Annotated in this window: 26 protein-coding genes; 19 read left to right on the forward strand and 7 right to left on the reverse strand. The window is 69.8% G+C overall.

The genetic code is table 11. The features are described from left to right. The first annotated feature begins 723 nt into the window (after window positions 1–723). On the forward strand, window positions 724–1,542 hold the full coding sequence (locus A8G15_RS09195; protein WP_068158433.1) for a class II glutamine amidotransferase: 819 nt from the start codon (window positions 724–726) through the stop codon (window positions 1,540–1,542). An 82-nt stretch (window positions 1,543–1,624) separates the two neighbouring features. On the opposite strand, the gene A8G15_RS09200 is transcribed toward A8G15_RS09195, so the two are convergent. From A8G15_RS09200 to A8G15_RS09215, 4 genes are all read right to left on the reverse strand, one after another. After that, on the reverse strand, window positions 1,625–1,828 hold the full coding sequence (locus tag A8G15_RS09200) for a cold-shock protein (protein ID WP_068158269.1): 204 nt from the start codon (window positions 1,826–1,828) through the stop codon (window positions 1,625–1,627). 130 nt (window positions 1,829–1,958) lie between these two features. Continuing rightward, window positions 1,959–2,225: a hypothetical protein gene (locus tag A8G15_RS09205; protein ID WP_156665318.1), complete on the reverse strand. Its 267-nt coding sequence runs from the start codon at window positions 2,223–2,225 to the stop codon at window positions 1,959–1,961. Between the two features lie 48 nt (window positions 2,226–2,273). Further along, window positions 2,274–2,873, reverse strand: a complete 600-nt coding sequence (locus tag A8G15_RS09210; RefSeq protein WP_068158282.1) for a TIGR03086 family metal-binding protein — start codon at window positions 2,871–2,873, stop codon at window positions 2,274–2,276. 154 nt (window positions 2,874–3,027) lie between these two features. Continuing rightward, a complete protein-coding gene (locus A8G15_RS09215) occupies window positions 3,028–3,588 on the reverse strand; it encodes a B-4DMT family transporter (RefSeq protein WP_068158284.1) in 561 nt (186 codons plus the stop codon). Window positions 3,589–3,694: 106 nt separating this feature from the next. Here A8G15_RS09215 and A8G15_RS09220 point away from each other — a divergent pair, with 106 nt between their 5' ends. The 17 genes from A8G15_RS09220 to A8G15_RS09300 all read left to right on the forward strand — a co-directional run bounded on the left by A8G15_RS09220 (window position 3,695) and on the right by A8G15_RS09300 (window position 21,912). Next, window positions 3,695–4,792 carry a M24 family metallopeptidase gene (locus A8G15_RS09220; protein WP_068158287.1) on the forward strand — a complete coding sequence of 366 codons (1,098 nt, stop codon included), beginning with the start codon at window positions 3,695–3,697 and terminating at the stop codon, window positions 4,790–4,792. A 34-nt stretch (window positions 4,793–4,826) separates the two neighbouring features. Further along, a complete protein-coding gene (gene efp, locus A8G15_RS09225; RefSeq protein WP_068158290.1) occupies window positions 4,827–5,390 on the forward strand; it encodes an elongation factor P in 564 nt (187 codons plus the stop codon). Continuing rightward, entirely contained in the window at window positions 5,391–5,906 is a 516-nt protein-coding gene (nusB, locus tag A8G15_RS09230) for a transcription antitermination factor NusB (protein ID WP_068158292.1), read from the forward strand. A gap of 190 nt (window positions 5,907–6,096) precedes the next feature. Next, window positions 6,097–6,717: a bifunctional pyr operon transcriptional regulator/uracil phosphoribosyltransferase PyrR gene (gene pyrR, locus A8G15_RS09235; protein ID WP_068158295.1), complete on the forward strand. Its 621-nt coding sequence runs from the start codon at window positions 6,097–6,099 to the stop codon at window positions 6,715–6,717. Continuing rightward, on the forward strand, window positions 6,714–7,658 hold the full coding sequence (locus A8G15_RS09240) for an aspartate carbamoyltransferase catalytic subunit (RefSeq protein WP_068158298.1): 945 nt from the start codon (window positions 6,714–6,716) through the stop codon (window positions 7,656–7,658). The genes pyrR and A8G15_RS09240 overlap by 4 nt, the downstream gene beginning before the upstream one ends. Continuing rightward, window positions 7,655–9,001 carry a dihydroorotase gene (locus A8G15_RS09245; protein WP_082899773.1) on the forward strand — a complete coding sequence of 449 codons (1,347 nt, stop codon included), beginning with the start codon at window positions 7,655–7,657 and terminating at the stop codon, window positions 8,999–9,001. The genes A8G15_RS09240 and A8G15_RS09245 overlap by 4 nt, the downstream gene beginning before the upstream one ends. Before the next feature lie 4 nt (window positions 9,002–9,005). Beyond that, complete coding sequence (locus tag A8G15_RS09250) at window positions 9,006–9,503, forward strand: PH-like domain-containing protein (protein WP_068158304.1); 498 nt, start codon at window positions 9,006–9,008, stop codon at window positions 9,501–9,503. 70 nt (window positions 9,504–9,573) lie between these two features. Continuing rightward, entirely contained in the window at window positions 9,574–10,740 is a 1,167-nt protein-coding gene (carA, locus tag A8G15_RS09255) for a glutamine-hydrolyzing carbamoyl-phosphate synthase small subunit (protein ID WP_068158307.1), read from the forward strand. Continuing rightward, on the forward strand, window positions 10,740–14,081 hold the full coding sequence (carB, locus tag A8G15_RS09260) for a carbamoyl-phosphate synthase large subunit (protein WP_068158310.1): 3,342 nt from the start codon (window positions 10,740–10,742) through the stop codon (window positions 14,079–14,081). Before carA ends, carB begins: the two co-directional genes overlap by 1 nt. Beyond that, complete coding sequence (pyrF, locus tag A8G15_RS09265) at window positions 14,078–14,905, forward strand: orotidine-5'-phosphate decarboxylase (RefSeq protein ID WP_068158312.1); 828 nt, start codon at window positions 14,078–14,080, stop codon at window positions 14,903–14,905. The genes carB and pyrF overlap by 4 nt, the downstream gene beginning before the upstream one ends. 443 nt (window positions 14,906–15,348) lie before the next feature. Next, a complete protein-coding gene (gene mihF / locus A8G15_RS09270; RefSeq protein ID WP_068158315.1) occupies window positions 15,349–15,672 on the forward strand; it encodes an integration host factor, actinobacterial type in 324 nt (107 codons plus the stop codon). A gap of 5 nt (window positions 15,673–15,677) precedes the next feature. Beyond that, a complete protein-coding gene (gene gmk / locus A8G15_RS09275; RefSeq protein WP_068158318.1) occupies window positions 15,678–16,307 on the forward strand; it encodes a guanylate kinase in 630 nt (209 codons plus the stop codon). A gap of 61 nt (window positions 16,308–16,368) precedes the next feature. Next, window positions 16,369–16,671 carry a DNA-directed RNA polymerase subunit omega gene (gene rpoZ / locus A8G15_RS09280; RefSeq protein ID WP_068158322.1) on the forward strand — a complete coding sequence of 101 codons (303 nt, stop codon included), beginning with the start codon at window positions 16,369–16,371 and terminating at the stop codon, window positions 16,669–16,671. Continuing rightward, entirely contained in the window at window positions 16,668–17,969 is a 1,302-nt protein-coding gene (coaBC, locus tag A8G15_RS09285; protein WP_245687768.1) for a bifunctional phosphopantothenoylcysteine decarboxylase/phosphopantothenate--cysteine ligase CoaBC, read from the forward strand. The genes rpoZ and coaBC overlap by 4 nt, the downstream gene beginning before the upstream one ends. 132 nt (window positions 17,970–18,101) lie before the next feature. Further along, window positions 18,102–19,316, forward strand: coding sequence for a methionine adenosyltransferase (gene metK / locus A8G15_RS09290; protein ID WP_068158325.1), 1,215 nt, complete (start codon window positions 18,102–18,104; stop codon window positions 19,314–19,316). Window positions 19,317–19,334: 18 nt separating this feature from the next. After that, the gene (locus A8G15_RS09295; protein ID WP_211270135.1) at window positions 19,335–21,353 is read left to right on the forward strand and encodes a primosomal protein N'; all 2,019 of its coding nucleotides are present in this window, start codon (window positions 19,335–19,337) and stop codon (window positions 21,351–21,353) included. Between the two features lie 145 nt (window positions 21,354–21,498). Beyond that, a complete protein-coding gene (locus A8G15_RS09300; protein ID WP_068158328.1) occupies window positions 21,499–21,912 on the forward strand; it encodes a hypothetical protein in 414 nt (137 codons plus the stop codon). Window positions 21,913–21,974: 62 nt separating this feature from the next. On the opposite strand, the gene A8G15_RS09305 is transcribed toward A8G15_RS09300, so the two are convergent. The 3 genes from A8G15_RS09305 to A8G15_RS09315 all read right to left on the reverse strand — a co-directional run bounded on the left by A8G15_RS09305 (window position 21,975) and on the right by A8G15_RS09315 (window position 24,831). Further along, on the reverse strand, window positions 21,975–22,982 hold the full coding sequence (locus A8G15_RS09305; RefSeq protein ID WP_068158331.1) for a hemolysin family protein: 1,008 nt from the start codon (window positions 22,980–22,982) through the stop codon (window positions 21,975–21,977). Beyond that, complete coding sequence (locus A8G15_RS09310; protein WP_068158337.1) at window positions 22,975–24,345, reverse strand: hemolysin family protein; 1,371 nt, start codon at window positions 24,343–24,345, stop codon at window positions 22,975–22,977. Before A8G15_RS09310 ends, A8G15_RS09305 begins: the two co-directional genes overlap by 8 nt. Window positions 24,346–24,516: 171 nt before the next feature. Continuing rightward, entirely contained in the window at window positions 24,517–24,831 is a 315-nt protein-coding gene (locus A8G15_RS09315; protein ID WP_245687769.1) for a hypothetical protein, read from the reverse strand. 414 nt (window positions 24,832–25,245) lie between these two features. On the opposite strand from A8G15_RS09315, the gene A8G15_RS09320 reads away from it, so the two are divergent. Beyond that, window positions 25,246–26,223 carry an esterase/lipase family protein gene (locus A8G15_RS09320; RefSeq protein WP_068158342.1) on the forward strand — a complete coding sequence of 326 codons (978 nt, stop codon included), beginning with the start codon at window positions 25,246–25,248 and terminating at the stop codon, window positions 26,221–26,223. The last annotated feature ends 36 nt before the right edge of the window (window positions 26,224–26,259 follow it).

Here is a 26,259-nt window from a genome sequence, read left to right on the forward strand (position 1 = left end):
GCGCCCACGGCTCCCTCGACGCCGTCCGACCCGCGAGCGCGTTGGCCTCCATGAACATGTGGAGGAATCCGGTAGCGGCCGGCGCCGAATCGTCACGGGAATGCGTAGAAACTCTCGACAACGCCATTTCGGAATCCTTTTCTCGAACGTCCGGCTCGCCTGTGGAGACGCAGCCCTCACCTTCCGGGAAGTGATTCGGAGCGGTGACACCGATGGATGGGACCATCGTCGATGGGAAAGTCACTCACGACACCGGCCTCCGCCCGGATGGCCGGGCGGGTAGGGCGCCCCGATCATCTCCATCGCCGGCAGCGCCCGGTCGGCGCGTGCGACCCCGAGGGGTTGAGAACTGTTCCGGGATATGTGAGCAAACATGATCGAATGTGTTCTATTGAGTGCGTGGAGTTTGCTGCGTGGGCGCGGTCGACGACGTGAGTCAGGCGGATCACCTCCCCTCGGCGGTGATGCGGTTGCGGTCTGAGCCGGGAATCTCCTGTCTCCAGGCGGGGAGGCGTCAACTCCGGCGAACCCCCGTGTCGTGGGCTGTGGGTTCCATCGGGCGCGTCATCGACTGGGTTCGCCGAACAGTGCCGTGAAACGTTGCAGGAGAGTCTGTTTCGAAGCAATGACGGTGCGAGTGCCGTCGGGTGAACATGCCCGTTCGCCCGGAAACGAGGGGGCCGAGCGGGCAACTCTGTTTCAATGGAGGATGTGTGCAGATGGATGGCATACTCCGGCGCGCCGATCCTCGCCGAGGATCTGCTGTTCCGGCCCGTGCACTCGCTCATCGATCAGAGCCTGCACTCCCAGCTCGGGGCCACCACCACGAACGGAGACGGGTTCGGGATCGGCTGGTACGGCGAAGGTCCACGACCCGCGCTGTTCAAAAGCATCGAACCCGCGTGGAACGACCGGAACCTGCGCGAACTCGCGACCCAGGTGCGGAGCGGCATGCTGTTCGCGCACGTGCGCGCGTCGACGGGCACGCCGGTTCAGCGCAGCAACTGTCATCCGTTCCGGCAGGACAACTGGCTGTGGATGCACAACGGTGCGATCGCGGACTACCTGAAGATCAAGCGGGACCTGCTGCTCGCGGTGGACGCAGCGCTCTACCCGAACATCCTCGGCTCGACGGACTCGGAGGCGCTGTTCTATCTTGCCCTGACCTTCGGCCTGACCGACGACCCGCTCGGCGCCGTCGGCCGCGCCGTCGGATTCGTCGAGAAGGTCGCGCACGCCCACGACATCGCGAACCCGGTGCAGATGACCGTCGCGACGTCGGACGGCACGTCGCTGTGGTTCTTTCGCTATTCCAGCGAGAAGCACTCCCGGTCCCTGTTCTACTCGACCGAGATGTCCACGCTGCAGGCTCTGCACCCGGAAGTGAAAGTACTGGGCGAACTCGGCCCGAAAGCCCGGATCGTGGTCTCGGAACCGCTACGCGACCTGCCGGGAGCGTGGAACGAGATGCCGGAGTCCAGCGCCGGAACGGTCGGGGCCTACGGCGACGAGATCCTGCCGTTCGTACCGGTTGCTCCCTAGGAGCAGTCACCCCGGGCGCGGACAACGCCGATCGGGGCGCACCCGCGCGGGGTGCGCCCCGATATCGGCATTCGCGGACTCGTCAGAGGGCGCGGACCTGCTGGGCCTGCGGCCCCTTCTGGCCCTGCCCGACCTCGAACTCCACCCGCTGGTTCTCTTCCAGCGAGCGGTAGCCGCTGCCCTGGATCTCGGAGAAGTGGACGAACAGGTCGGCGCCCCCGTCATCGGGAGCGATGAATCCGAAACCCTTCTCGCTGTTGAACCACTTCACGGTGCCCTGCGCCATCTTGCCCAACTTCCTGTTCGGGAGCCGAACGTCACGTCGACGTCACGATCTCCACAATCGATCGTGCCACCCCGACGCCGTGTGCACACGGCGTACGCGTCGCCGGCAAGACATTCGGGCGGTGCGGGCCTCAGGACGAGGCGCGGGCGGCCGTCGAAGCGGTGTCGAGGTCGAGGTCGGCGTCGTCGGCGAAGACGAGCCGGCCGTCGTCGAGCGCGACCGCCCACCGACGCACGGGTGCCCAGTCGCGGCCGAGGTCGTCGGCGACGAGGTCGGCGGCACGGCCGTAGTCGGCCACGATCTCACCCCGTTCCGGTGCAGCGTGCCCGGAGCCGGTGCGGACCGTCACCCGCACGCCCAGCGCGAGCGCAGCCGATTTCTTCGTCATAGTGCTCATGGCAGTTGATTGTGACATCACCCAATATGTGATGCAGTTCGGCCGATGTCAGGCGGCTTCGCGAGGCGGCGTCCAGGACGGATCGCGACCGGTCATGCCGATGAGGCGCTGTAACGCGGTCGCGTCGTCGGGCACGGTGACGGCAGGACCGAAGAGGCCGCCCTCGGCGCGCTGCTCCGCGGTGACGGTGGACGCGAACGCCGTGCACGCGGCGATCGACGCTTCGTCGCACCGGTAGGGCAGGCCCGCGGCAGCAGCGAGATCCCAGCCGTGGATCACCAGTTCGTCGAGAGCGACGAGTCCCGCGATCCGGCCCGGCAGGTCCAGGCCACCGGCCTGTGTCGTCCCGGTCCACGCGGCGGGATCGTGCCAGGCGTGCGCCAGCGCCGCGACCTGCGCGGGGATGCGGGAACGCCAGTCGTCGCCGAGGTTGGCGGCCGACGGTATCGGGGGACGTGCGGTGATCTCGCCGAGTTCCTTCATCGCCGCGGCGGTGAACGCCACGGACAGGCCGCCGATGTGGTCGAGCAGGTCGCCGAGGGTGGCGTCCCGGCACGGCGTCCGTGCGGTGAGCTGATCGTCGCGGATCCCGGCGATCACCTCGGTCATCATCCGGGCGGCAGGGAAGAGGTCGAGCATTTCGGTCATCGGGGAGCCTCGGTTCTCGAATGATCGGGTTGTCACCGGGACAGACCGGTCCCGACACCGAAACTGAGCGGTCGCACCCGGGGGCGCCGGAGACGACTGCGGGCCGTCGCGACCGGGATGGTCGCGGCGGCCCGCAGAGGAGTGGGACCCGGTGTCAGCGCCTGCCGTCCCGATCCGGGTCGATGGCGGGAAACACCTCGGTGGGGGAGTCGTCGCTGCTCCATGCCGCTTCGGTTCCGACCGCGGCACCGACCGGCACCGGTTCCGGCGCCGGCTGCTCAGCGGAGTTCGCCTGCTCGCGGCGCACCAGCAGGCGTCCGACCGTCACGGCCAGCATCGCGGGCAGGAACACCAGCAGCACGGTGAACGCGGCACCGGAGGTGAGTTCGAAGAACAGCGACTTGACCCCGACCGGGATCGGCGTGATCGCATCGACGAGCCACGTGAGGAATCCACCGAGCAGACCGGTGATCGCGCCCGCCTTCAGCCACAGCATCGTCAGGTCCGCGCCGCGATCCGGGTCCGGGTTCGCCCGCCGGTCACGGATTCCGTCGATGCCGCCCCAGATCAGGGCGACGAACACGACGACGAGCAGACCGCCCCACCGCAGGACCGATCCCTGCAGGGGCCACTGGACGAGCGCTGCGCCCAGCAGGACGCGGACGAGCACATGCACGAGGGTCAGGCCGAGCCCGCGAGTCAACCAGGGTTTCATGTATCCGAGGGTAACGGCTGAAAGCGCAAAAGTGTGTCTCGGCCCACACTCGAATCCGGCCCGCCGTCCTGTGACCGGCCACCAACCGCCGGGGTACGTTTGACCGATGGCTGCCGATCATGCCTCCCGTCGCGCCGCGCTGCGCGCCGTCCTCGCCGACCGCGGGCTCGACGCGCTGCTGGTGACGGATCTGCTGAACATCCGCTACCTCACCGGCTTCACCGGGTCCAACGCTGCGCTGCTGGTCGCCACCGACGACGACGCCGACGAATCCGGAACCGTCGTGAGCACCGACGGCCGGTACGTCACCCAGATCGCCGAACAGGTCCCGGACCTGCGTGCCGTCATCTCCCGCGCCAGTGCCGCGCACCTCGTCGAATCCGCCGGGACGCACGCGACCGTCTGGGGTTTCGAAAGCCACATCGTCACCGTCGACGAACATGCCCGCTGGTCCGGGCTCGACGGCGGCGTGACATTCACCGCGGCGCCGGGTCTCGTCGAGCAGTTGCGGGCGGTCAAGGACGAACACGAGATCGGGCTGCTGCGGGCCGCGTGTACCGCCGCCGACCGCGCGCTCGCGGACCTGGTCGTCGCCGGGGGATTGCGTCCCGGCCGCACCGAGAAGGAGGTCGGCCGTGACCTCGAGTCCCGCATGCTCGACCACGGCGCCGACGGGATCTCCTTCGAGACGATCGTGGCCGCCGGCGCCAACTCGGCGATCCCGCACCACCGGCCGACGGGCACGGTGCTGGCCACCGGGGACTTCGTCAAACTCGACTTCGGCGCGCAGGTCGGGGGCTACCACTCCGACATGACCCGCACCTACGTGCTGGGCAGCGCCGCCGACTGGCAGCGCGAGCTGTACGACCTGGTGCTGCGTGCCCAGCAGGCCGGGCGGGAAGCGCTCGTCCCGGGCGTCGAATGCGCCGCGGTGGACGCTGCGTCCCGCTCGGTGATCAGCGAGGCCGGGTACGGGGAACTGTTCCTGCACGGCCTCGGCCACGGAGTCGGACTCGAGATCCACGAAGCGCCGGGAATCGGCGCGGCGGCGACCGGTACACTTGTCGCCGGTGCGACGGTGACCGTCGAGCCGGGCGTGTACTTCTCCGGACGCGGAGGTGTGCGGATCGAGGACACGCTCGTGGTGCGCGAGCAGGCACCGGAACTGCTCACGCTGACCGACAAGACATTGACCGTCGTATAAGGGCGGTTCCTCGACTCTAGGAGACGCGAAGTAAGTGGCCGATACCAGTGATTTCAAGAACGGGCTCGTGCTGAAGATCGAGGGCCAGCTCTGGCAGATCATCGAGTTCCAGCACGTCAAGCCCGGCAAGGGTCCGGCGTTCGTGCGCTCGAAGTTGAAGAACGTGCTCTCCGGCAAGACCGTCGACAAGACCTGGAACGCCGGCGTCAAGGTCGAGACCGCGACGGTCGACCGCCGCGACATGACCTACCTGTACAACGACGGCACCGACTACGTCTTCATGGATGGCGAGACCTACGACCAGATCTCGATCACGCCGGAGACGCTCGGCGACGGTGCCCGCTTCCTGCTCGAGAACATGGCCGTCCAGGTCGCGACCCACGAGGGCACCCCGCTGTTCGTCGAGCTCCCCGTCACGATCGAGCTGGTCGTCCAGCACACCGATCCGGGGCTGCAGGGCGATCGCTCCACCGGCGGCACCAAGCCCGCGACCCTCGAGACCGGCGCCGAGATCCAGGTGCCGCTGTTCATCAACACCGGTGACAAGCTCAAGGTCGATTCGCGTGACGGCAACTACCTCGGGCGAGTGAACTCCTGAGTGTCCGGAACGCAGAAGAAACTCGGGGCCCGGCACAAGGCGCGTAAGCGCGCCGTCGACCTGCTGTTCGAGGCCGAAGCCCGCGACACCGACCCGATCGACCTCGCCGCGGACCGTGTCGCGCTGGCGCTCACCGACGACCAGGTGGCGCCGGTCGCACCGTACACCCGGACCCTGGTCCGCGGGGTCGCCGAACACCTCGACGAGCTCGATCAGTTGATCGCCGACCACCTGCACGAGTGGACGCTCGAACGGCTGCCCGCGGTGGACCGCGCGATCCTGCGGATCGCCGCGTGGGAGCTGTTCCACGCCACCGACGTGCCGCCGGTCGTGGCCGTCGACGAGGCCGTCGAACTCGCCAAGCAGTTGTCCACCGACGATTCGCCGGCGTTCGTCAACGGGGTTCTCGGCCAGCTCGTCGCCGTCGCCGATCAGGTGCGTGCCGCGGCCGCCGCGACGTCGGTGCACGCCGCGGAGAAGTCCGACGGTCCGGAACAACCCGGTTCGGAACAGTAGGACACCGATGCAACGCAGGCGGGTCCGGGCGGGGTCGACGACCTCACCGGACCCGCCTTCGTCGTCGGCGCACGTGTGTCGCGCTTCACCCGTCAACCTTGCCGTGACGCCACTCGGCCGCTGATAGGCTGTTTGACCGTCAGGCATCCTTTAACGATCCGTCCAGCGAGGCGGAGAAGGAGGTCGCTGTATGGCCATGTCCGAGGACGGCTCGTCAGCATCCACCGATTCATCGGCGTCCGGAACCGGAGCGCCCGCCCGCGAGCTGTTGTCCGCCGCGGACGTCGGACGCACCGTCGCACGCATCTCGCACCAGATCATCGAGAAGACCGCACTCGACGCCCCGGCGGGTGAAGCGCCCCGCGTCGTGCTGGTCGGAATCCCCACCCGCGGCACCACCCTCGCGCACCGCATCGCCGACCGCATCGAGGAGTTCTCCGGCGTCCGGGTGCCCGTCGGATCCCTCGACATCACGCTCTACCGCGACGATCTGCGCACCAAGCCGCACCGCCCCCTCGAACGCACCTCGGTGCCGGAGGGCGGCGTCGACAACACCCTGGTGGTTCTCGTCGACGATGTGCTCTTCTCGGGCCGCTCCGTGCGCGCCGCCCTCGACGCCCTCCGTGATCTGGGCCGGCCGCGAGCTGTGCAGCTCGCGGTGCTCGTCGACCGCGGTCACCGTGAGCTGCCGCTGCGCGCCGACTACGTCGGCAAGAACGTACCCACTGCCCGCACCGAGGATGTGCGCGTGCTGTTCACCGAACAGGACGGACGTGATGCGGTGGAGATCTCCGGAGGCAAGAACCTGTGAAACACCTGCTCTCCATCGCGGATCTGACGACGGATTCCGCGACGGAGCTTCTGGACGAGGCGGAACGGTTCGAGCAGGCGTTGCTCGGTCGTGAGGTGCGCAAGCTGCCGACCCTGCGCGGCCGCACCGTGATGACCGTGTTCTTCGAGAACTCGACCCGGACCCGGGTGTCTTTCGAGGTCGCTGGGAAGTGGATGAGCGCGGACGTCATCAATGTCAGCGCGTCGAGCTCGTCGGTCTCCAAGGGTGAATCGCTGCGCGACACCGCGCTGACCCTGCACGCCGCGGGTGCGGACGCGCTGATCGTGCGTCATCCGGCGTCCGGCGCGGCGCACCGGATCGCGGACTGGACGACGGATGCCGACGGCAACGGCCCGTCGGTGATCAACGCCGGGGACGGCACCCACGAACATCCCACGCAGGCGCTGCTCGACGCGTTGACGCTGCGGCAGCGACTCGGTTCGCTGGAAGGCCGCCGGATCGGCATCGTGGGCGACATCCTGCACAGCCGAGTGGCCCGCTCGAACGCGTTGCTGCTGTCGATGCTCGGCGCCGACGTCGTGCTCGTCGCGCCCCGCACCCTGCTCCCGGTCGGGGTGGAGACCTGGCCGGTGACCGTGGCGCACTCGCTCGACGCGGAACTGCCCGGGCTCGACGCGGTGCTCATGCTGCGGGTACAGGCCGAACGCATGAACGGCGGGTTCTTCCCGTCGGCGCGCGAGTACTCGATCGGCTACGGGCTCTCCGAGCGTCGGCTGCGGCTGCTCTCCGACGACGCGGTGGTGCTGCATCCCGGCCCGATGCTGCGCGGTATGGAGATCGCCTCGGCGGTGGCCGACGCCCCGCAGACCGCGGTGCTGCAGCAGGTGACCAACGGTGTGCACGTGCGCATGGCGGTGCTCTTCCGCCTGCTCGTCGGCACCGAAGGGGCATCGGCATGACGAAATCGATTGGAACAGGAGACAATTCGGTGACCCCGCAGGTGCTCATCCGCAACGTGCTGGTCTACGGCGAGGGCGACCCGGTCGACGTCCTGCTCGGCGACGAGCAGATCCTCGCGATCGGTTCCGCGCTCGACGCCGACGCCGATGCCGAGGTGATCGACGGTGCCGGTCAGGTCCTGCTGCCCGGTTTCGTGGACCTGCACACACACCTGCGCGAACCCGGGCGCGAGGACACCGAGACGATCGACAGCGGTTCGGCCGCCGCCGCGCTCGGCGGCTACACCGCGGTGTTCGCGATGGCCAACACGAGCCCGGTCGCGGACTCGGTCGTCGTCACGGACCACGTGTGGCGGCGCGGCCAGGAGGTCGGGCTCGTCGACGTGCACCCGGTCGGTGCGGTCACCGTCGGACTCGCCGGCAAGCAGCTCGCCGAGATGGGAACCATGGCGGCCGGTGTCGGCCGGGTCCGGATGTTCTCCGACGACGGTCACTGCGTCTACGACCCGCTGATCATGCGGCGCGCGCTCGAGTACGCGGGCACCCTCGGGGTGCTCATCGCTCAGCACGCCGAGGAGCCGCGGCTGACCGTCGGTGCGGTCGCCCACGAGGGCCCGACCGCGGCGCGGCTGGGTCTGGCCGGGTGGCCCCGGGCCGCCGAGGAGTCGATCGTGGCGCGCGACGCACTGCTCGCCCGCGACGCCGGTGCCCGCGTCCACATCTGCCACGCCTCCACCGCCGGCACCGTCGAGCTCGTCAGATGGGCACGCGGACAGGGAATTTCGATCACCGCCGAGGTGACCCCGCATCACCTGCTGCTCGACGATTCGCGGCTCGAGACCTATGACGGCGTGAATCGCGTCAACCCGCCGCTGCGGGAACGCTCCGACGTCGAGGCCTTGCGCCGCGGTCTCGCCGAGGGAGTGCTGGACTGCGTGGCCACCGACCACGCGCCGCACGCCGAACAGGACAAGTGCTGCGAATTCTCGCAGGCCCGTCCCGGCATGCTCGGTCTCGAGACGGCGCTGTCGATCGTCGTCGAGACGATGGTCCGCCCCGGTCTGCTCGACTGGCGCGGTGTGGCGAAGGTGATGAGCGAACGGCCCGCCGAGATCGTCGGCCTCGACGACCAGGGCCGTCCGCTCGCGGTCGGCGAGCCCGCCAACCTCGTGCTCGTCGACCCGGACGCCGAGTGGACGGTGCGCGGACCGGAACTGGCCAGCATCTCGAACAACACACCGTACGAGGAGATGACTCTGCCCGCGAAGGTCACCGCGACCGTGCTGCGCGGCAGGGTCACCACCCGCGACGGTGCGGTGCGACCGGCGACCGGCGGGAGGTAGAGACATGGACCGCGTATTCATCACCCTCGGCTTCCTGCTGCTGTGGGTCGTGCTGGTGCTGCTGATGTGGAAGGGCTGGCGTGGACGCGCCCGCCGCCAGACCGACGCCGTCGGCGAACTTCCCGCCGTGCCGGCGCAGCTCGGTGAGCAACTCGTGCCGCCGAGCACCGGCCTGTACGTGGGCAGCACGCTCGCGCCGAGCTGGCAGGACCGCATCGCGGTCGGCGACCTGGGGCACCGGGCGGCGGGGGAGATCAGCCGCTACCGCGGCGGCGTGCTCCTCGAACGCGACGGTGCGTCGCCGATCTGGATTCCCCAGGACTCCATCCGCGCGATCCGCACCGAACGGGGCCTGGCCGGGAAGGTCATGACCAAGGACGGGGTCCTGGTCATCCGCTGGCAGCTGCCGTCCGGAACCGAGGTGGACACTGGTTTCCGCGGCGACGACAAGACTGTCTACCCCTCGTGGGTGGACGCGACGAACGAAGATTCAGGACAGTGACGATCACAGCACGTGAGATTTCAGCCGATGCGGACAGCTCTGGTGAGGTCGAGCAGAACGGAGAGAACGCATGAGCGGCGGCAATTTCGGCGGCGGCACCGCGGTACTGGTGCTCGAGGACGGGCGGATCTTCCGCGGCAGCACCTTCGGAGCGGTCGGCCAGACCCTCGGTGAGGCCGTCTTCAGCACCGGCATGACCGGCTACCAGGAGACGCTCACCGATCCCAGCTACCACCGTCAGATCGTGGTGTCGACTGCCCCGCAGATCGGCAACACCGGATGGAACGAGGAGGACAACGAGTCCGTCGGTCCGACCGGCGATTCCGCGGGCGCGAAGATCTGGGTCGCCGGCTACGTCGTGCGCGACCCCTCCCGCCGCACCTCGAGCTGGCGTGCCACCGGCTCCCTGCAGGACGAACTGGTCCGCCAGGGTGTCGTCGGCATCGCCGGGATCGACACCCGCGCCCTCGTGCGGCATCTGCGTACCCGCGGCTCGATGCGCGCCGGTGTCTTCTCCGGCGACGCCCTCGCCTCCGACGCGGAACTGCTCGCGCGGGTCAAGGACCAACCGTCGATGCTCGGCGCCGACCTCGCCGGTGAGGTCACCACCAGCAGCGGATATGTCGTCGAGCCCGCCGGCGGCGACGCACGGTTCACGGTCGCGGCCATCGACCTGGGCATCAAGACCAACACCCCGCGCATGTTCGCCGATCGCGGCATCCGGGTGCACGTGCTGCCGTCCACGGCGACGCTGCACGACATCCTCGACCTGAAGGCCGACGGTGTGTTCCTGTCCAACGGCCCCGGCGACCCGGCCACCGCGGACGGTGCCGTGCACCTGACCAAGGAGGTGCTGGGACAGGGCCTGCCGCTGTTCGGCATCTGCTTCGGCAACCAGATCCTCGGCCGCGCCCTCGGCCTGAACACCTACAAGATGAAGTTCGGGCACCGCGGCATCAACATCCCCGTCGTCGAGCACGACACCGGCCGCATCGCCATCACCGCGCAGAACCACGGGTTCGCGCTCGAGGGTGAAGCGGGTCAGGAGTTCGACACCCCGTTCGGACGCGCCGTGATCAGCCACACCTGCGCCAACGACGGGGCCGTCGAAGGTGTCCGCCTGCTCGACGGCAGCGCCTTCTCGGTGCAGTACCACCCGGAGGCTGCGGCGGGACCCCACGACGCCGCCTACCTGTTCGACCGTTTCGCCAGCCTGCTCGAGGGAGACAAGTCCTAATGCCACGTCGTACCGATCTCTCCCACATCCTCGTGATCGGGTCCGGCCCGATCGTCATCGGCCAGGCCTGCGAGTTCGACTACTCGGGCACCCAGGCCTGCCGGGTGCTGCGCGAGGAGGGCCTGCGGGTCAGCCTCGTCAACTCCAACCCGGCCACGATCATGACCGACCCGGAGTTCGCCGACTCCACCTACATCGAGCCGATCACCGCCGAGTTCGTCGAGAAGGTCATCGCCACCGAGGCCGCCAACGGCACTCCGATCGACGCGGTGCTCGCGACCCTCGGCGGCCAGACCGCGCTGAACACCGCGGTCGCGCTGTCCGAGCAGGGCATCCTCGACAAGTACGACGTCGAGTTGATCGGCGCCGACTTCGACGCCATCCAGCGCGGCGAGGACCGGCAGATGTTCAAGGACATCGTCACCAAGTGCGGCGGCGAGTCCGCCCGTTCGCGTGTCTGCTACACGATGGACGAGGTCCGCGCGACCGTCGCCGAACTCGGCTTTCCGGTCGTGGTGCGCCCGTCGTTCACCATGGGCGGTCTCGGTTCCGGCATGGCCTACAACGACGAGGACCTCACTCGCATCGCCGGCGGCGGTCTCGCCGCGTCGCCGACCGCGAACGTCCTGATCGAGGAGTCCATCCTCGGCTGGAAGGAATACGAACTCGAGCTGATGCGCGACGGCCGCGACAACGTCGTGATCGTCTGCTCCATCGAGAACGTCGACCCGGTCGGTGTGCACACCGGCGACTCGATCACGGTCGCGCCGGCGATGACCCTCACCGACCGCGAGTACCAGAAGATGCGCGATCTCTCCATCGCGATCCTGCGCGAGGTCGGCGTCGACACCGGCGGCTGCAACATCCAGTTCGCGATGGATCCGAAGGACGGCCGCCTCGTCGTCATCGAGATGAACCCGCGCGTGTCGCGGTCCTCGGCGCTGGCGTCGAAGGCGACCGGCTACCCGATCGCGAAGATGGCCGCCAAGCTCGCCATCGGCTACACGCTCGACGAGATCGTCAACGACATCACCAAGGAAACCCCGGCCTGCTTCGAGCCGACCCTCGACTACGTCGTGGTCAAGGCCCCGCGGTTCGCGTTCGAGAAGTTCCCGGGCGCCGACGGCACGCTGACCACCACGATGAAGTCCGTCGGTGAGGCCATGGCGATCGGGCGCAACTTCACCGAGGCGTTCGGCAAGGTGTTGCGTTCGCTCGAGACCAAGCGCGCCGGTTTCTGGACCGGCCCCGAGGTCGAGGGCAGCCTCGAGTCGATCCTCGCCGAGATCGCGACCCCCACGGACGGTCGTATCTACGGGGTCGCGAAGGCCTTCGAACTCGGCGCGAGCGTCGAGCAGGTCTTCGACGCCACCGCGATCGACCCGTGGTTCCTCGACCAGATCCAGCAGATCGTCGAACTGGGCGACGAGATCCGCGCCGCCGAGACCTTCGGCGAGCAGGAACTGCGCTACGCCAAGCACCACGGTTTCTCCGACCGGCAGATCGCCGAACTGCGCCCGCAGCAATTCGCCGACGAGGACGCCGTGCGTGCGCTGCGCGTCGAGCTGGGCGTGCACCCGGTGTACAAGACCGTCGACACGTGTGCCGCCGAGTTCGAGGCCCGCACCCCGTACCACTACTCGGCCTACGAGCTCGATCCCGACGCCGAGACCGAGGTCGCGCCGCAGACCGAGCGCCCGAAGGTGCTGATCCTCGGGTCCGGCCCGAACCGCATCGGCCAGGGCATCGAGTTCGACTACTCGTGTGTGCACGCCGCACTGACCCTGTCGGACGCCGGGTACGAGACCGTGATGGTCAACTGCAACCCGGAGACGGTGTCCACCGACTACGACACCGCCGACCGCCTGTACTTCGAGCCGCTCACCTTCGAGGACGTCCTCGAGGTGTACCGCGCCGAGTGCGAATCCGGCACCGTCGCCGGTGTCATCGTCCAGCTCGGCGGCCAGACCCCGCTGGGTCTGGCGCGCCGGCTCGAGGCCGCCGGGGTGCCGATCGTCGGCACCAGCCCCTCGGCCATCGACCTGGCCGAGGACCGCGGCGAGTTCGGCCACGTCCTCGACGAGGCCGGCCTGCCCGCCGCCAAGTACGGCACCGCCACCACCTTCGAAGGCGCACGGGAGATCGCCGCCGGAATCGGCTACCCGGTGCTGGTGCGCCCGTCCTATGTGCTGGGCGGACGCGGTATGGAGATCGTCTACGACGAGAAGGCGCTCGAGACCTACATCGCGAACGCCACCGAGATCTCCGACGATCGTCCGGTGCTGGTCGACCGGTTCCTGGACGACGCCGTGGAGATCGACGTCGACGCCCTGTGCGACGGCACCGACGTGTACATCGGCGGCATCATGGAGCACATCGAGGAGGCCGGCATCCACTCCGGCGACTCGGCGTGCGCGCTGCCCCCGATCACGCTGGGCCGCTCCGACATCGAGAACGTGCGCCGGTCCACCGCGGCGCTGGCGAAGGGCATCGGCGTCAAGGGCCTGCTGAACGTCCAGTACGCGCTCAAGGACGACATCCTGTACGTCCTCGAGGCCAACCCGCGGGCCAGCCGCACCGTCCCGTTCGTGTCCAAGGCAACCGGTGTGCAGCTCGCGAAGGCGTGTGCGCGGGTCATGCTCGGCGAGACCATCGCCGAACTGCGCACCAAGGGTCTGCTGCCCGCCGAGGGTGACGGCAGCGACGCCCCGCTCGACGCCCCGATCGCGGTGAAGGAAGCGGTGCTGCCGTTCAACCGGTTCCGCCGCGCCGACGGCACCGGCGTCGACACGCTGCTCAGCCCCGAGATGAAGTCCACCGGTGAGGTCATGGGCCTCGACAGTGACTTCGGCCGGGCGTTCGCGAAGTCGCAGACCGCCGCCTACGGATCCCTTCCGCTCGAGGGTGCCGTGTTCGTCTCCATCGCGAACAAGGACAAGCGGTCGATGATCTTCCCGGTCAAGCACCTCGCCGACCTCGGGTTCCGGATCATGGCGACGGTAGGTACCGCGGAAACCTTGCAGCGCAACGGTGTTCCGTGCGAGCACGTGTACAAGGTGTCGGACGAGGAACGCCCGGAGGGTGCACCGACGATCGTCGACCGGATCCGCGCCGGGGACGTCGCCATGGTGATCAACACCCCGTGGGGCAACGCCGGCCCGCGCATCGACGGGTACGAGATCCGCAGCGCCGCCGTCGCCGCGAACATCCCGTGTGTGACGACCGTGCAGGGTGCCGCCGCCGCCATCCAGGGCATCGAGGCCGCGATCCGCGGCGAGATCGGCGTCCGGTCGATTCAGCGGATGCAGGCGGGCCTGCGCAACGGCGAGCAGCAGTCGTGACCGGGTTCGGGGAGCGGCTGCACGCGGCGCTCGCCGAGCGCGGACCGCTGTGTGTCGGCATCGACCCGCACCCCGAGCTGCTCGGGGCGTGGGGACTGACCGTCGATGCCGCGGGCCTGGCGACGTTCACCGAACACTGCGTCGAGGCGTTCGCCGGTGAGGTCGCGCTGGTCAAGCCGCAGGTGGCGTTCTTCGAGGCGTTCGGGTCGGCGGGTATCGCCGTGCTCGAACGCGCCGTCGCGGTGCTGCGCGAGCGCGGAACACTCGTGCTCGCCGACGCCAAGCGGGGCGACATCGGCTCCACCATGGCCGCGTACGCCCGTACCTGGTTGTCCGACGACTCGCCGCTGTGCTCCGACTCGGTGACGGTCTCGCCGTACCTGGGTTTCGGTGCCCTCGAACCGGCGCTGACGCTGGCGGAGAAGACCGATCGTGGGGTGTTCGTGCTCGCGGCCACCTCCAATCCGGAGGGCGCCCAGGTGCAGCAGGCGACGGTCGCGGACGGGCGCACACTCGCGCAGGTGATGGTCGACGAGGCCGCCGCCCGCAACGCCGGAGCCCCGGTACTGGGGTCCGTCGGAGTGGTCGTCGGGGCGACCTTGACGGCCGCTCCCGATCTGAGCGCGCTGCACGGCCCGATCCTCATGCCCGGTGTGGGCGCGCAGGGGGGAACCGCGGACGACGTGCGCCGCCTGGTCGGCGACCATCTCGACGCGGTCGTGCCGAACGTGTCCCGGGAGGTGCTGCGCGCCGGGCCGACGGTGCCGGCGCTGCGCGACGCGGTCGCCCGTGCCGTCGAGGGATTCGCGTTCCTGAGGGCCTGACGGCACTCGTCGCGGCGGGGCCGGGCCCTCCGACGGGTCCGGCCCCGCCGTTGTGCGTGGGGGCCGCTGCGGGGGTCCTGTCGTGTCTCCCGGTGCTGGTGGGAGACGCGACACGCGCAATCGTCAGAAAATTTTCCGGACCGGCCGACCGGCTTCGACACGGACGCGGCCCGCTCGCTGCCGAGTCCGGGCACGTTTCCGCAGCGAATCGGACATTGCTGTCCTCACCTGCGGGTTTTCCGCGTTGCTGCAGGTCGGAAGTGGTGCATCGGTCGTCCGGAGCGGCGGTTTCGCGTCGCGGAATCGCTCTGCACTACCGCACGGATTTTCGAGTGGAACGCCGGGGGGTGGGTTCGCAATCGTCGCCGAGCGTGAGTACGGTCGCTATCGCCGCTGGTTATCAGCGGTCGAAGACTGTTTTCCAACGATGAGACGGAGGAACCGTGGCCCTTCCCCAGCTGACCGACGAGCAGCGCGCCGCTGCTCTGGAGAAGGCGGCTGCTGCCCGTCGTGCCCGGGCAGAGCTCAAGGAGCGCCTGAAGCGCGGCGGCACCGACCTCAAGCAGGTGCTCAAGGACGCCGAGAACGACGAGATCCTCGGCAAGATGAAGGTTTCCGCCCTGCTCGAGGCCCTGCCGAAGGTCGGCAAGGTCAAGGCTCAGGAGATCATGACCGAGCTGGAGATCGCCCCGACGCGCCGCCTGCGCGGCCTGGGCGACCGTCAGCGCAAGGCGCTGCTCGCCAGGTTCGATTTCGACGCTGAGTAACGACTGTGGTTGCTGACGCACAAACTGTGTCGGACAGCGCGCCCGTGACGCGGAGGGGCCGGCTGGTTGTTCTGGCCGGCCCCTCCGCGGTCGGTAAGTCCACCGTCGTCCGCCTCCTGCGTTCCCGCGTTCCGGACCTGTACTTCAGTGTCTCGGCGACGACCCGGGGACCGCGTCCGGGGGAGGTCGACGGTGAGGACTACCACTTCGTGGAGCGCACCGAGTTCGATCGGATGATCGACGCCGGGGACCTGCTCGAATGGGCGGAGATCCACGGTGGACTGCAGCGATCGGGTACGCCCGCCGCTCCGGTCCGCGAGGCGCTCGCCCACGGCAGGCCGGTGCTCGTCGAGGTGGACCTGGCCGGAGCCCGTGCGGTCCGGGCCGCGATGTCCGAGGCGGTCCTGGCCTTCCTGGCTCCGCCGAGCTGGGAGGTCCTCGTCGAACGGCTGACCGGCCGTGGCACCGAGTCCGACGATGTGGTGGCGCGCAGGCTCGAGACGGCCCGCACCGAATTGGCCGCGCAGGACGAGTTCGACATCGTGATCGTCAATGACGACGTCGACCGGGCCTGCGACGAATTGGTATCCTTGTTGGTTGGACCCGACGCCGGGCCCGGGCCGCGCTCCCAGTAGCCGTGCCTCCGGCGGCGGTCCGCCGCTATTTCTTTCCCGCGAATACTCAGGAGATCACCGAGTGAGCAGCATCCAGGCAGCCGCGACCGACATTGCGGGTAACGAGCTTCCGGTCTACGACCCCCCGCTGGGTATCACCAACCCGCCCATCGACGAGCTGCTCGAGCGCGCCTCCTCGAAGTACGCGCTGGTGATCTACGCGGCCAAGCGCGCCCGCCAGATCAACGACTACTACAACCAGCTCGGCGACGGCATCCTCGAGTACGTCGGCCCGCTGGTCGAGCCGGGTCTGCAGGAGAAGCCGCTGTCGATCGCGATGCGCGAGATCCACACGGACCTGCTCGAGCACACCGAAGGCGAGTGAGTCCGCTCACCGTGGACGGCCTCGACGACACCACAGAGTTCGGGCAGCGCCGCCGTCGCGTCGTCATCGGCGTCGGCGGCGGCATCGCTGCCTACAAGGCGTGTGCGCTGATCCGCGCCTTCACCGAGAGCGGCCACCAGGTCCGGGTGATCCCGACCGAATCCGCACTCGAGTTCGTCGGCCGCGCCACCTTCGAGGCGCTGTCCGGCAATCCCGTCCACACCGGGGTCTTCACCGACGTGCCGCAGGTCCCGCACGTGCGCCTCGGTCAGGAAGCCGACCTCGTCGTCGTCGCCCCGGCCACCGCCGACCTGATGGCCCGTGCCGTCCAGGGTCGCGCCGACGACCTGCTCACCGCGACGCTGCTCACCGCGCGTTGCCCGGTGATGTTCGCCCCGGCGATGCACACCGAGATGTGGGAACACCCGGCCACCGTCGACAACGTCGAGACGTTGCGTCGCCGCGGCGTGGTCGTCGTCGAACCGGCCTCGGGCCGGCTCACCGGCCAGGACACCGGCGCGGGCCGGCTGCCCGAGCCCGAGGAGATCTTCGGGCTGGCGACGCTGCTGCTCGAACGCGCCGACGCCCTGCCGCGCGACCTGACCGGCCGCAAGCTGGTCATCTCGGCCGGCGGCACCCGCGAACCGCTGGACCCGGTCCGGTTCCTCGGCAACCGCAGCTCCGGGAAGCAGGGCTATGCCCTGGCCCGGCTCGCCGCGCAACGCGGCGCCGAGGTGACCCTGGTCGCCGGTGCCGTCACCGGGCTCGCCGACCCCGCCGCCGTCGACGTGGTGCGCGTGCAGACCGCCGCGCAGATGCAGGACGCGGTCGTCAAGTACGCCGCCGGCGCCGACGCGGTCATCATGTCCGCGGCCGTCGCCGACTTCCGGCCCACGACGTTCGCGACCACGAAGATCAAGAAGGGCGCGGGCGAACCCGACTCGATCGCGCTGACCAAGAACGACGACATCCTCGCCGGACTGGTCGGCGCCCGCACCGAGGGCACTCTCGCCGCGAGCACCGTCATCGTCGGATTCGCCGCGGAGACCGGCGACGCGGACGGCGACGTGCTCACCCACGCCCGCGCCAAACTGGCACGCAAAGGGTGCGATCTGCTCGTCGTCAATGCCGTCGGTGACGGCAAGGCGTTCGAGGTGGACCACAACGACGGGTGGCTGCTCGCGGCCGACGGATCCGAGACGGCGCTCGCGCACGGGTCGAAGTCGCTGATGGCCAGCCGCGTCCTCGATGCGCTGCGTCCGCTGCTCGCGTCCGCGGACCGGCCGAAGAGCGGATGAATTTAACTATCGCGTCGGCGTGCGCGGAACAGTAGCGTCGAGGTTGTGGCGGGCCACCGGCCCGGGCATTGCGTTCGGTTGATGTAGATCCTGTCCATTCGAGCTAGACACTTTCAGTCGAGAGGGAGTTCTGTGAGCAAGACCGGCGGTCGGCTTTTCACCAGTGAGTCCGTGACGGAGGGGCACCCGGACAAGATCTGTGACGCGATCAGCGACTCCGTCCTCGACGCGCTGCTCGCGGAGGATCCGCGCGCACGTGTTGCGGTGGAGACGCTCGTGACCACCGGTCAGGTCCACGTCGTGGGGGAGGTCACCACCTCCGGCTACGCCGACATCCCGAAGATCGTGCGCGACCGTGTCCTCGAGATCGGCTACGACTCGTCCTCGAAGGGCTTCGACGGCAACTCGTGCGGCGTGAACATCGCGATCGGCGCGCAGTCCCCGGAGATCGCGGGTGGCGTCGACGTCTCCCACGAGCACCGGTCCGGAACGCTGACCGACGACGAGGTCGCCAAGCAGGGCGCCGGCGACCAGGGCCTGATGTTCGGGTACGCGTGCTCTGACACCCCGGAACTGATGCCGCTGCCGATCTCGCTGGCTCACAGGCTGTCGCGGCGCCTCACCGAGGTCCGCAAGGCCGGTGTGCTTCCCTACCTGCGTCCGGACGGCAAAACCCAGGTCACCATCGAGTATGACGGCGACACCCCGGTGCGTCTCGACACGATCGTCATTTCCACGCAGCACGCGGCGGACATCGACCTGAACAACCTGCTGGCCCCGGATCTGCGCACCCACGTCGTCGACGCGGTGCTCGCCGATCCTAACCTCGCCGGCCTCGACTCCTCGGACATCCGGTTGCTCGTCAACCCGTCCGGTTCGTTCGTGCTCGGTGGGCCGATGGGCGACGCCGGCCTGACCGGCCGCAAGATCATCGTCGACACCTACGGCGGCATGGCCCGCCACGGCGGCGGCGCGTTCTCCGGCAAGGACCCGTCGAAGGTCGACCGTTCCGCCGCGTACGCGATGCGCTGGGTCGCCAAGACCGCGGTCGCCGCGGGCCTCGCGGACCGCATCGAGGTGCAGGTCGCCTACGCCATCGGCAAGGCCGCCCCGGTCGGGCTGTTCGTCGAGACGTTCGGCACCGAGAAGACCGACCCGGCCCGCATCCAGGCGGCCGTCAACGAGGTCTTCGACCTGCGGCCGGGCGCGATCATCCGCGACCTGGACCTGCTCCGCCCCATCTACGCGCAGACCGCCGCGTACGGCCACTTCGGCCGTACCGACATCGACCTGCCGTGGGAGAACACCGACCGCGCCGAGAAACTGCGCGCGGCCGCCGGCCTCTGACCGACGGGTCACCGACGGGTGGGTGCCGACAGGCTCGCCGCCGAGACCGATCCGGTGGCACGGATTCTTCCGCTGCTGCCGCTTCCACACCTCGACCGCGAGTTCGACTACCTGATTCCCCGTGAACTCGACGCGGACGCCCGACCGGGCGTCCGCGTTCGTGTCCGCTTCTCCGGCCGCCTCGTCGACGGCTTCCTGCTCTCGCGTATCGCCACCAGCGACCATCAGGGACGCCTGGGCTGGCTCGACCGCGTCGTCTCGTCCGAGCCGGTGCTGACCGACGAGATCGCCGCCTTGGCCGACGAGGTCGCCACCCGCTACGCCGGAACCCGCGCCGACGTCCTGCGCCTGGCGGTGCCGCCGCGGCACGCCCGCGTCGAAGCCGAACCGGCCGTCGAGACGCCGGCGCCGGAAGCCCCGGAGGTGGACCGGCAGGCGTGGACGCGATACCGGTTCGGGGAGCATTTCCTCGACGCGCTCGCCGCGGGCCGCTCCCCACGCGCGGCGTGGCAGGCGCTGCCGGGGGAGGACTGGCCTCGCCGCCTCGCCGAGCTCGCCGCGCTCACCGCGGCCGGGGGGCGCGCCGCGGTACTCGTGGTCCCCGATCAACGGGACCTGGACCGGGTGCTGGCCGCCTGCGAAACCGTCGTCGGTGCCGGCCACGTCGTCGGGCTCAGTGCGGGACTCGGACCGGCCGTGCGTTATCGGCGCTGGCTGTCCGCGTTGCGCGGCACAGCGCGCGTCGTTGTCGGCACCCGCGCCTCGGTGTTCGCACCCACCCCGGACCTCGGCCTGCTCGTCGTGTGGGACGACGGCGACGATCTGCACGCCGAACCCCGGTCCCCGTATCCGCACTCCCGCGAGGTCGCGGTGCTGCGCGCGCATGCCGCCGGTGCCGCCGTGGTCCTCGGCGGGCACGCCCGGACCGCCGAAACCCAGGCGCTCGTCGACTCCGGCTGGGCGCACGACCTGACCGCGCCGCGTGAGGTGATCCGCGAGTGGGCGCCGAAGGTGACGGCGCTGGCCGACAGCGATCACGCTCTGGCCCGCGACCCGGCGGCGCGGGCGGCCCGGATCCCCGCGGTCGCCTTCGCCGCGGCCCGGGCGGCACTCGGCGCCGGGCGAGGCGTGCTCGTGCAAGTGCCCCGCCGAGGCTACGTTCCCGCCCTGGCCTGCGGAAAATGCCGGGCGCCTGCGCGGTGCCGGCGCTGCAACGGTCCGCTCGCCCTGCCCACCGCCGGAGGTCCGGACGGAGCCGCGATCCCGGCGTGCCGCTGGTGCGGGGTCGCCGACGCCACGCACCGGTGCCACGTGTGCGGCGCGCGGTCGCTGCGCGCGGTGGTCGTCGGGGCCGGACGCACCGCCGAGGAACTGGGCCGTGCGTTCCCGGGCGTGCCGGTGGTGACCTCCGGCGGTTCCGACGTGAAGACCACCGCCCCGGAGGGGCCGGCGCTGGTGGTCTCGACGGTCGGCGCCGAACCGGTGGTGCCCGGCGGCTACGGCGCGGCGCTGCTGCTCGACGGCTGGGCACTGCTCGGCCGCGCCGACCTTCGCGCCGCCGAGGAGACCCTGCGACGCTGGCTGACCGCGTCGTCGCTGGTCCGTCCGTTCCGGGACGGGGGCCAGGTCGTGGTCGTCGCGGATTCCGGGATCCCGACCGTGCAGGCACTGGTGCGCTGGGATCCGGTCGGGCATGCGCGTTCCCAGATCGACGAACGCGCCGAGGTCGGGTTCCCGCCGACCGTGCACATGGCAGCGATCGACGGCAGCGCCGGCGCGGTCGCGGAACTGCTCGAGGCGACGGCGCTGCCGGACGACGCCGAGGTGCTCGGCCCGGTACCGCTGCCGCCCGGTCAGCGTCTGCCGTTCGGTGCGGACGACCCGGAACCGGACGAGGTGCACCGCATGCTCGTGCGGGTCAGCCGCGGCCGCGGTAGAGCGCTCGGCCGGGCACTGCGCGACGCGCAGGCCGCCCGCACCGCCCGCCGCGTCGAGGGACCACTGCGCGTCCAGATGGATCCGCCCAAGGTTGGTTAGGCTGGTGTGCCGTTGTGGCGGTGGGGACCGCCGGAAAGGCACACGGTGCGGGTGAACTCCTCCATCGGCGCCGCGACCCGGCCTGCCCGGCCGCGCACGAAGCGGCCCTGTACGCCGGCAGCTCGGACCATCCGGTTGGGACGGTTTGACGGCGACACTCGGCTCGCTCCGGGCGTGGGCGGACACCTTGCTTCCCGACGACCCCGACATCGTGCTCGGTTGGCTGGCACAGCGGGCGGATCCGGCCCGTGCGCCACAGCGGGCCGTCGTCCTCGAGGTTCGGTTGCACCACCGGTCCGACTGCAGGTACTGGCTGGTGCTGAAACACGGTGCCGAGCCGTACGGGTGTCTCACCGACCCGCTCTTGGATCCGAGTCGCTTCGTCTACCTGGAGTCCTCGATGCCGGCGCTCCTGGCGCTCGCCAGGGGAAGGTGCGAATGGTCGGACGCCGTCGCCGACGGCTCGGTCACGACGGCCGGTGATCCCGACCTGCTCAGCCGGGTCACCACATGGTTCCGGCCTGCCACGGACCGGCCGTGCTCCCGCGGAACGCCCTGACTACTGCCCAGGGTGTGCCTTTGTGGCGGCTCCGGCCGCCGCCATAAAGGCACACCGGCGCGTCAGCGCACTTCGGCGGTGGGGAGGAGACGCTGGAGCACGTCGGAGATCGTGATCAACCCGACGACCCGCCCACCGTCGGTGACGGTCGCGAGATGGTTGCGGGTTTCGCGCATGGTGCGCAGCGCTTCGTAGACCGGGACCGCAGCGTCGACGGTCAGGGCGGGCCGCATGAGGTCGGCGGCACTGGCCCCGGGGGTGTGGAGGCTGTCGCGCACGTGCACGACGCCGTCGACGTGACCGTTGCCGCGCACCAGCAACCGTAGGTGCCCGGTCCGGCGGGCCGCATCCCGGATCTGCGCACCGGAGGCATCCGGCGGCACGCTGCTCGGACGGTCGTTCGGGGCGACGATGTCGCCGACCGTCAGGGCCTCCAACTCCAGAGCGCTGGTCAGATGCCCGTGGTAACGCTCGTCGAGAGTGCCGACCGTGGCCGAATGCTCGACCAGGTGCCGCAGCGCGTCCGGGTCCTGGCCGGTGGCCACCTGATCGACCGGTTCCACGCCGGCCTTGCGCAGGCACCAGTTCGCCATCCGGTTGAGCTGGATGATGACCGGGCGGGTGAACCACATGAACACCCGCATCGGGACGGCGAGCATCGTCGCCGACTTCTCCGGGTGGGCGATCGCCCACGACTTCGGCGCCATCTCACCGACCACCAGGTGCAGGAAGGTCACGATGATCAGCGCCAGCACGAACCCGGCGACGTCCGCCAGCCACATCGGCGCCCCCCAGCCCGCGATGAGCGGGGTCAGCCAGTGGTGCACGGCCGGCTTGGTGACCGCACCCAGCGCCAGGGTGCACACCGTGATGCCGAGCTGGGACCCGGCGAGCAGCACCGACAGTTCCGTCGCGCTGCGCAACGCGGCCCGCGCGGCACGGCTGTGCTGGGCGGCGTCCTCGAGACGGTGCCGGCGAGCGGCGATCAGCGCGAACTCGACCGCGACGAAGAAGGCGCTGGCCGCGATCAGCGCGACCGTCGCGGCCAGCACGATCCAGGGGTTACTCATCGGTGTTCACCTCGGGGTCGGTGCGGACGGTGACGTGCAGCGAGGACGGCACGTGCTTGTCGACGGCGCGAACCTCGGCGACGAGGGTGCGGTGGGGGATGCGGGCATCGCTCACCAGCTCGGCCGGATCCGCGTTCAAGGCGATCTCGACGCGGTCACCGATGTCGGGAAGGCCCCCGAACTCCGCGATGACCAGCCCGGCGAGAGTCTCGTAGTCGCCGTCGGGCAACGAATGGCCGAGTGTGCGGCCCGCTTCGTCGAGGTGCACATCGCCACGCATCGTCCAGCCGTCCCCGGACCGCACGATCACCGCGGTGTCGGACTCGGGATCGTGTTCGTCGGCGATCTCGCCGACCAGCTCCTCGGCGATGTCCTCGACGGTGACGACCCCGGCGAATCCGCCGTACTCGTCGATGACGAGCGCCATCTCCTCGTGTGCCTCGGTGAGCCGGGCGAGGACGTCCGGCAGCGGCAGCGTGGTCGGCACGATCACGGCGGGCCGGTGCACGGTCCCGGCAGTGCCGTCGGTCCGGTCCAGTTCCAGGAGGTCGTGCAGGTGCACCACACCGTGCAGGTCGTCGGTGGAGGTGCCCACCACGGGGTAGCGGGTGTGACCCTCGCTCATCGTCGCCAGCACCCGCTCGACCGGTTCGTCGACGTGCACCACGTCCACCCGGGCGCGGGGAATCATCGCGTGCTCGGCGGTGCGGGTGGGGAAGTCGAGGATCCGGTCGAGCAGTGTCGACAGCTCCGTCGGCAGGTCCCCGGCATCACGGGACTCGGCGACGATGTGCTCGAGGTCGCGCACGGTCGCCGAATGCTCCACGTCGTGCACGGGTTCGATGCGCAGCAGGCGCAGCAGCAGATTGGAGGCGGCGTCGAACAGCGTGATCAACCAGCCGAACAGCTTGAGGTAGAGGGTGGTCGACAGCGCGAGCCAGCGGGCCACCGGTTCGGGACGGGCGATGGCGAGGTTCTTCGGGAACAGCTCGCCGAACACCATCTGCACCACGGTGGAGAACAGCACCGCGAGCACGGTGCCGATCGCCACACCGACGGCGGTGGGGATCCCGACCCCGCCGAGAAGTTCGCCGAGGCCGCTACCGATGAGCGGTTCGGCGACATAGCCGACGAGCAGGCCGGTGACGGTGATGCCGAGCTGTGCGCCGGACAGCATGAACGAGGTGCGGCGGGTGACCACCAGGGCGCGGGCGGCGGTGGCGTCACCGGCTTCGGCGCGGGCCTTCAGGCGGGAGCGGTCCACCGCCATGTAGGCGAATTCCTGGGCCACGAAGTAGCCGGTGAGGGCAGTGATGGCGAGGACGACGAGGATGCCGAGGAAGATTCCGAGGGCGGTCAGCATGTGGACGCCGATCGGGCCGTGGCGGGCTTCTCGTCACGATGGGGCGGGCGGGGTCTTCGAGGTTTGCGCTTGGCGCGTCGCATGGCTCTCTCTGTGATCGGTGACAACTGGTCGTCACAGAATAGGACGAACCGCACCCGGTGAAAGGTTCCCGCGGAGATGTCACGAATGTCACGCACCGCGCGTCCACCCCTCTCCGATGCCGTCGGCACACGCCTGATGCCGGCCGATCAGTTCGCTGCCCTTCTGCCGCAGGGTCGCGAGGAGGGCGTGATCGTCGGCGGGCTCGGCATCGGGATCGAGGTCGTGATCCCGCCCGACGCGAGCGAGTTCGCGCACGTGCTGCTCCGACCACCGCGCGAGGTCGGGTCCCAGGTGGACGACCTCGTGATCGGTCCGGTGCCGGTCGGAGACCTGCAGCAACCGGCGCGCCAGGTCGTTCTCGGACCGGTGCAGTTCCCGGATCGCCAGGCCCACCCTGTTCATCGCGCACCTCCGGGGGTTCGACGAACGTCTCGGGTGCGGTGGCCGCGGGGCGCGGTGGACGGGACGCCGCCCCCGGTCCCGAGGCGTTCGACGCGCGCCGCTCCGCCCTTGACAACGGTTGCTTGGAAGCCGGATCCCAGTCGGTGAGGGTCAGCTCGTTCGCGGCTCTGCTCGCGGCGTCACCCGGTTCGTGGCCGCCGGGGGTTTCCCGGTAGCCGTAGTGGAACACCCCCACGGCGCGGCTCGAAACCTCGGGTGTCCCCGAAACACCTTCGTCACGGTTGGTGCGCACGGCATCCGGGTTGAACCGGTTCCCTTTAGACTTCTCGACAGGATTCCGCTGTTGCGGCGGTGACGAGTCTCAATGATGGGGTGTGGCGCCCAGCGGTCGAGGGCGACTCGAAAGGCGCGGACATGGCCGGTGGACGACGAACCAGCGCAGTACTCGCGGCCGCCTGCGCCGCGTTGATCGTCGCGGGGAGCCAGGCGACCGCCGAGCCGGCCGGATCCACCGCCAGCGTGCCCCGCGCCCCGGCACCCCCGGCCGCCAGTTCCGCGCAGGCCGCGGCCTACGCGGACGAGCACGTCGACGCGGCCCCGCCGGGTTCCAACGACTTCGAGTGCGTCCCGTCCGTGCAGCACCCGCGCCCGGTGGTGCTCGCGCACGGCACCGACTCGAACAGCTACACCGACTTCGCGGCGCTGGCGCCCCTGCTCGCGGACTCCGGGTGGTGCGTGTATGCGGTGAACTTCGGGAAGGCTCCGGGAGCCGACGACTACGGAACCGGCGACATCCGGGTCAGCGGACGGCAATTCGGGGACTTCGTGGATGCGGTGCGTGCCGCGACCGGTGCGGCGGACGTCGACGTCGTCGGGTTCTCACAGGGCGCGACGGTCGCCCGCTACTACATAAACCGGCTCGGGGGAGCCGCGGCGGTCGACCGGTGGATCGGGGTGGCCTCACCGAGTTACGGGGGCACCTTCTACGGGCTCGGAACCATCGCCGCGCAGGTCCCGGGGGCGACCGACATCATCGCCGACGAGTTCTCGGTGGCGCTCGTGCAGCAGGCGCAGGGCTCGGAACTGCTCACCGAACTCAACAACCCCACCGACACGGTGCCCGGCGTCGAGTACACCACCATCGGCACCCGGGTCGACGAAGTGATCCAGCCGCCGAGCAACGTCGCCCTGCACGGACCGGGCGCGGTGAATCTGGTGATCCAGGATCTGTGCCCGGACAACCTGACCGGGCATTTCAACATGCCGTACGACAACTTCTCGCTCGCGCTGATCCGGCAGACACTCGATCCGGACAGCTACGGCCTCGGTCCGTGCGTGCCGGTGGCTCTGGGAACCGGGATTCCCGAGGTCATCCTCGAGAGCAATTTCTGACCCGTCGCGCACCACGACGTCGCCCGACGCCGTGAT

The sequence above is a fragment of the Rhodococcus phenolicus genome (genome assembly GCF_001646785.1).
Taxonomy (GTDB): domain Bacteria; phylum Actinomycetota; class Actinomycetes; order Mycobacteriales; family Mycobacteriaceae; genus Rhodococcus; species Rhodococcus phenolicus.

What these genes read in the sequence shown, in the direction of transcription:
- A8G15_RS09195 (WP_068158433.1), top strand. Translation starts at nt 724, where the DNA reads ATGGCATACTCCGGCGCGCCGATCCTCGCCGAGGATCTGCTGTTCCGG.
- A8G15_RS09220 (WP_068158287.1), top strand. Translation starts at nt 3,695, where the DNA reads ATGGCTGCCGATCATGCCTCCCGTCGCGCCGCGCTGCGCGCCGTCCTC.
- A8G15_RS09310 (WP_068158337.1), bottom strand. Translation starts at nt 24,345, where the DNA reads ATGCTGACCGCCCTCGGAATCTTCCTCGGCATCCTCGTCGTCCTCGCC.
- A8G15_RS09320 (WP_068158342.1), top strand. Translation starts at nt 25,246, where the DNA reads ATGGCCGGTGGACGACGAACCAGCGCAGTACTCGCGGCCGCCTGCGCC.
- A8G15_RS09315 (WP_245687769.1), bottom strand. Translation starts at nt 24,831, where the DNA reads ATGAACAGGGTGGGCCTGGCGATCCGGGAACTGCACCGGTCCGAGAAC.
- A8G15_RS09200 (WP_068158269.1), bottom strand. Translation starts at nt 1,828, where the DNA reads ATGGCGCAGGGCACCGTGAAGTGGTTCAACAGCGAGAAGGGTTTCGGA.
- pyrR (WP_068158295.1), top strand. Translation starts at nt 6,097, where the DNA reads ATGGCCATGTCCGAGGACGGCTCGTCAGCATCCACCGATTCATCGGCG.
- A8G15_RS09245 (WP_082899773.1), top strand. Translation starts at nt 7,655, where the DNA reads ATGACGAAATCGATTGGAACAGGAGACAATTCGGTGACCCCGCAGGTG.
- carB (WP_068158310.1), top strand. Translation starts at nt 10,740, where the DNA reads ATGCCACGTCGTACCGATCTCTCCCACATCCTCGTGATCGGGTCCGGC.
- carA (WP_068158307.1), top strand. Translation starts at nt 9,574, where the DNA reads ATGAGCGGCGGCAATTTCGGCGGCGGCACCGCGGTACTGGTGCTCGAG.
- A8G15_RS09210 (WP_068158282.1), bottom strand. Translation starts at nt 2,873, where the DNA reads ATGACCGAAATGCTCGACCTCTTCCCTGCCGCCCGGATGATGACCGAG.
- A8G15_RS09215 (WP_068158284.1), bottom strand. Translation starts at nt 3,588, where the DNA reads ATGAAACCCTGGTTGACTCGCGGGCTCGGCCTGACCCTCGTGCATGTG.
- A8G15_RS09250 (WP_068158304.1), top strand. Translation starts at nt 9,006, where the DNA reads ATGGACCGCGTATTCATCACCCTCGGCTTCCTGCTGCTGTGGGTCGTG.
- A8G15_RS09205 (WP_156665318.1), bottom strand. Translation starts at nt 2,225, where the DNA reads ATGAGCACTATGACGAAGAAATCGGCTGCGCTCGCGCTGGGCGTGCGG.
- A8G15_RS09305 (WP_068158331.1), bottom strand. Translation starts at nt 22,982, where the DNA reads ATGAGTAACCCCTGGATCGTGCTGGCCGCGACGGTCGCGCTGATCGCG.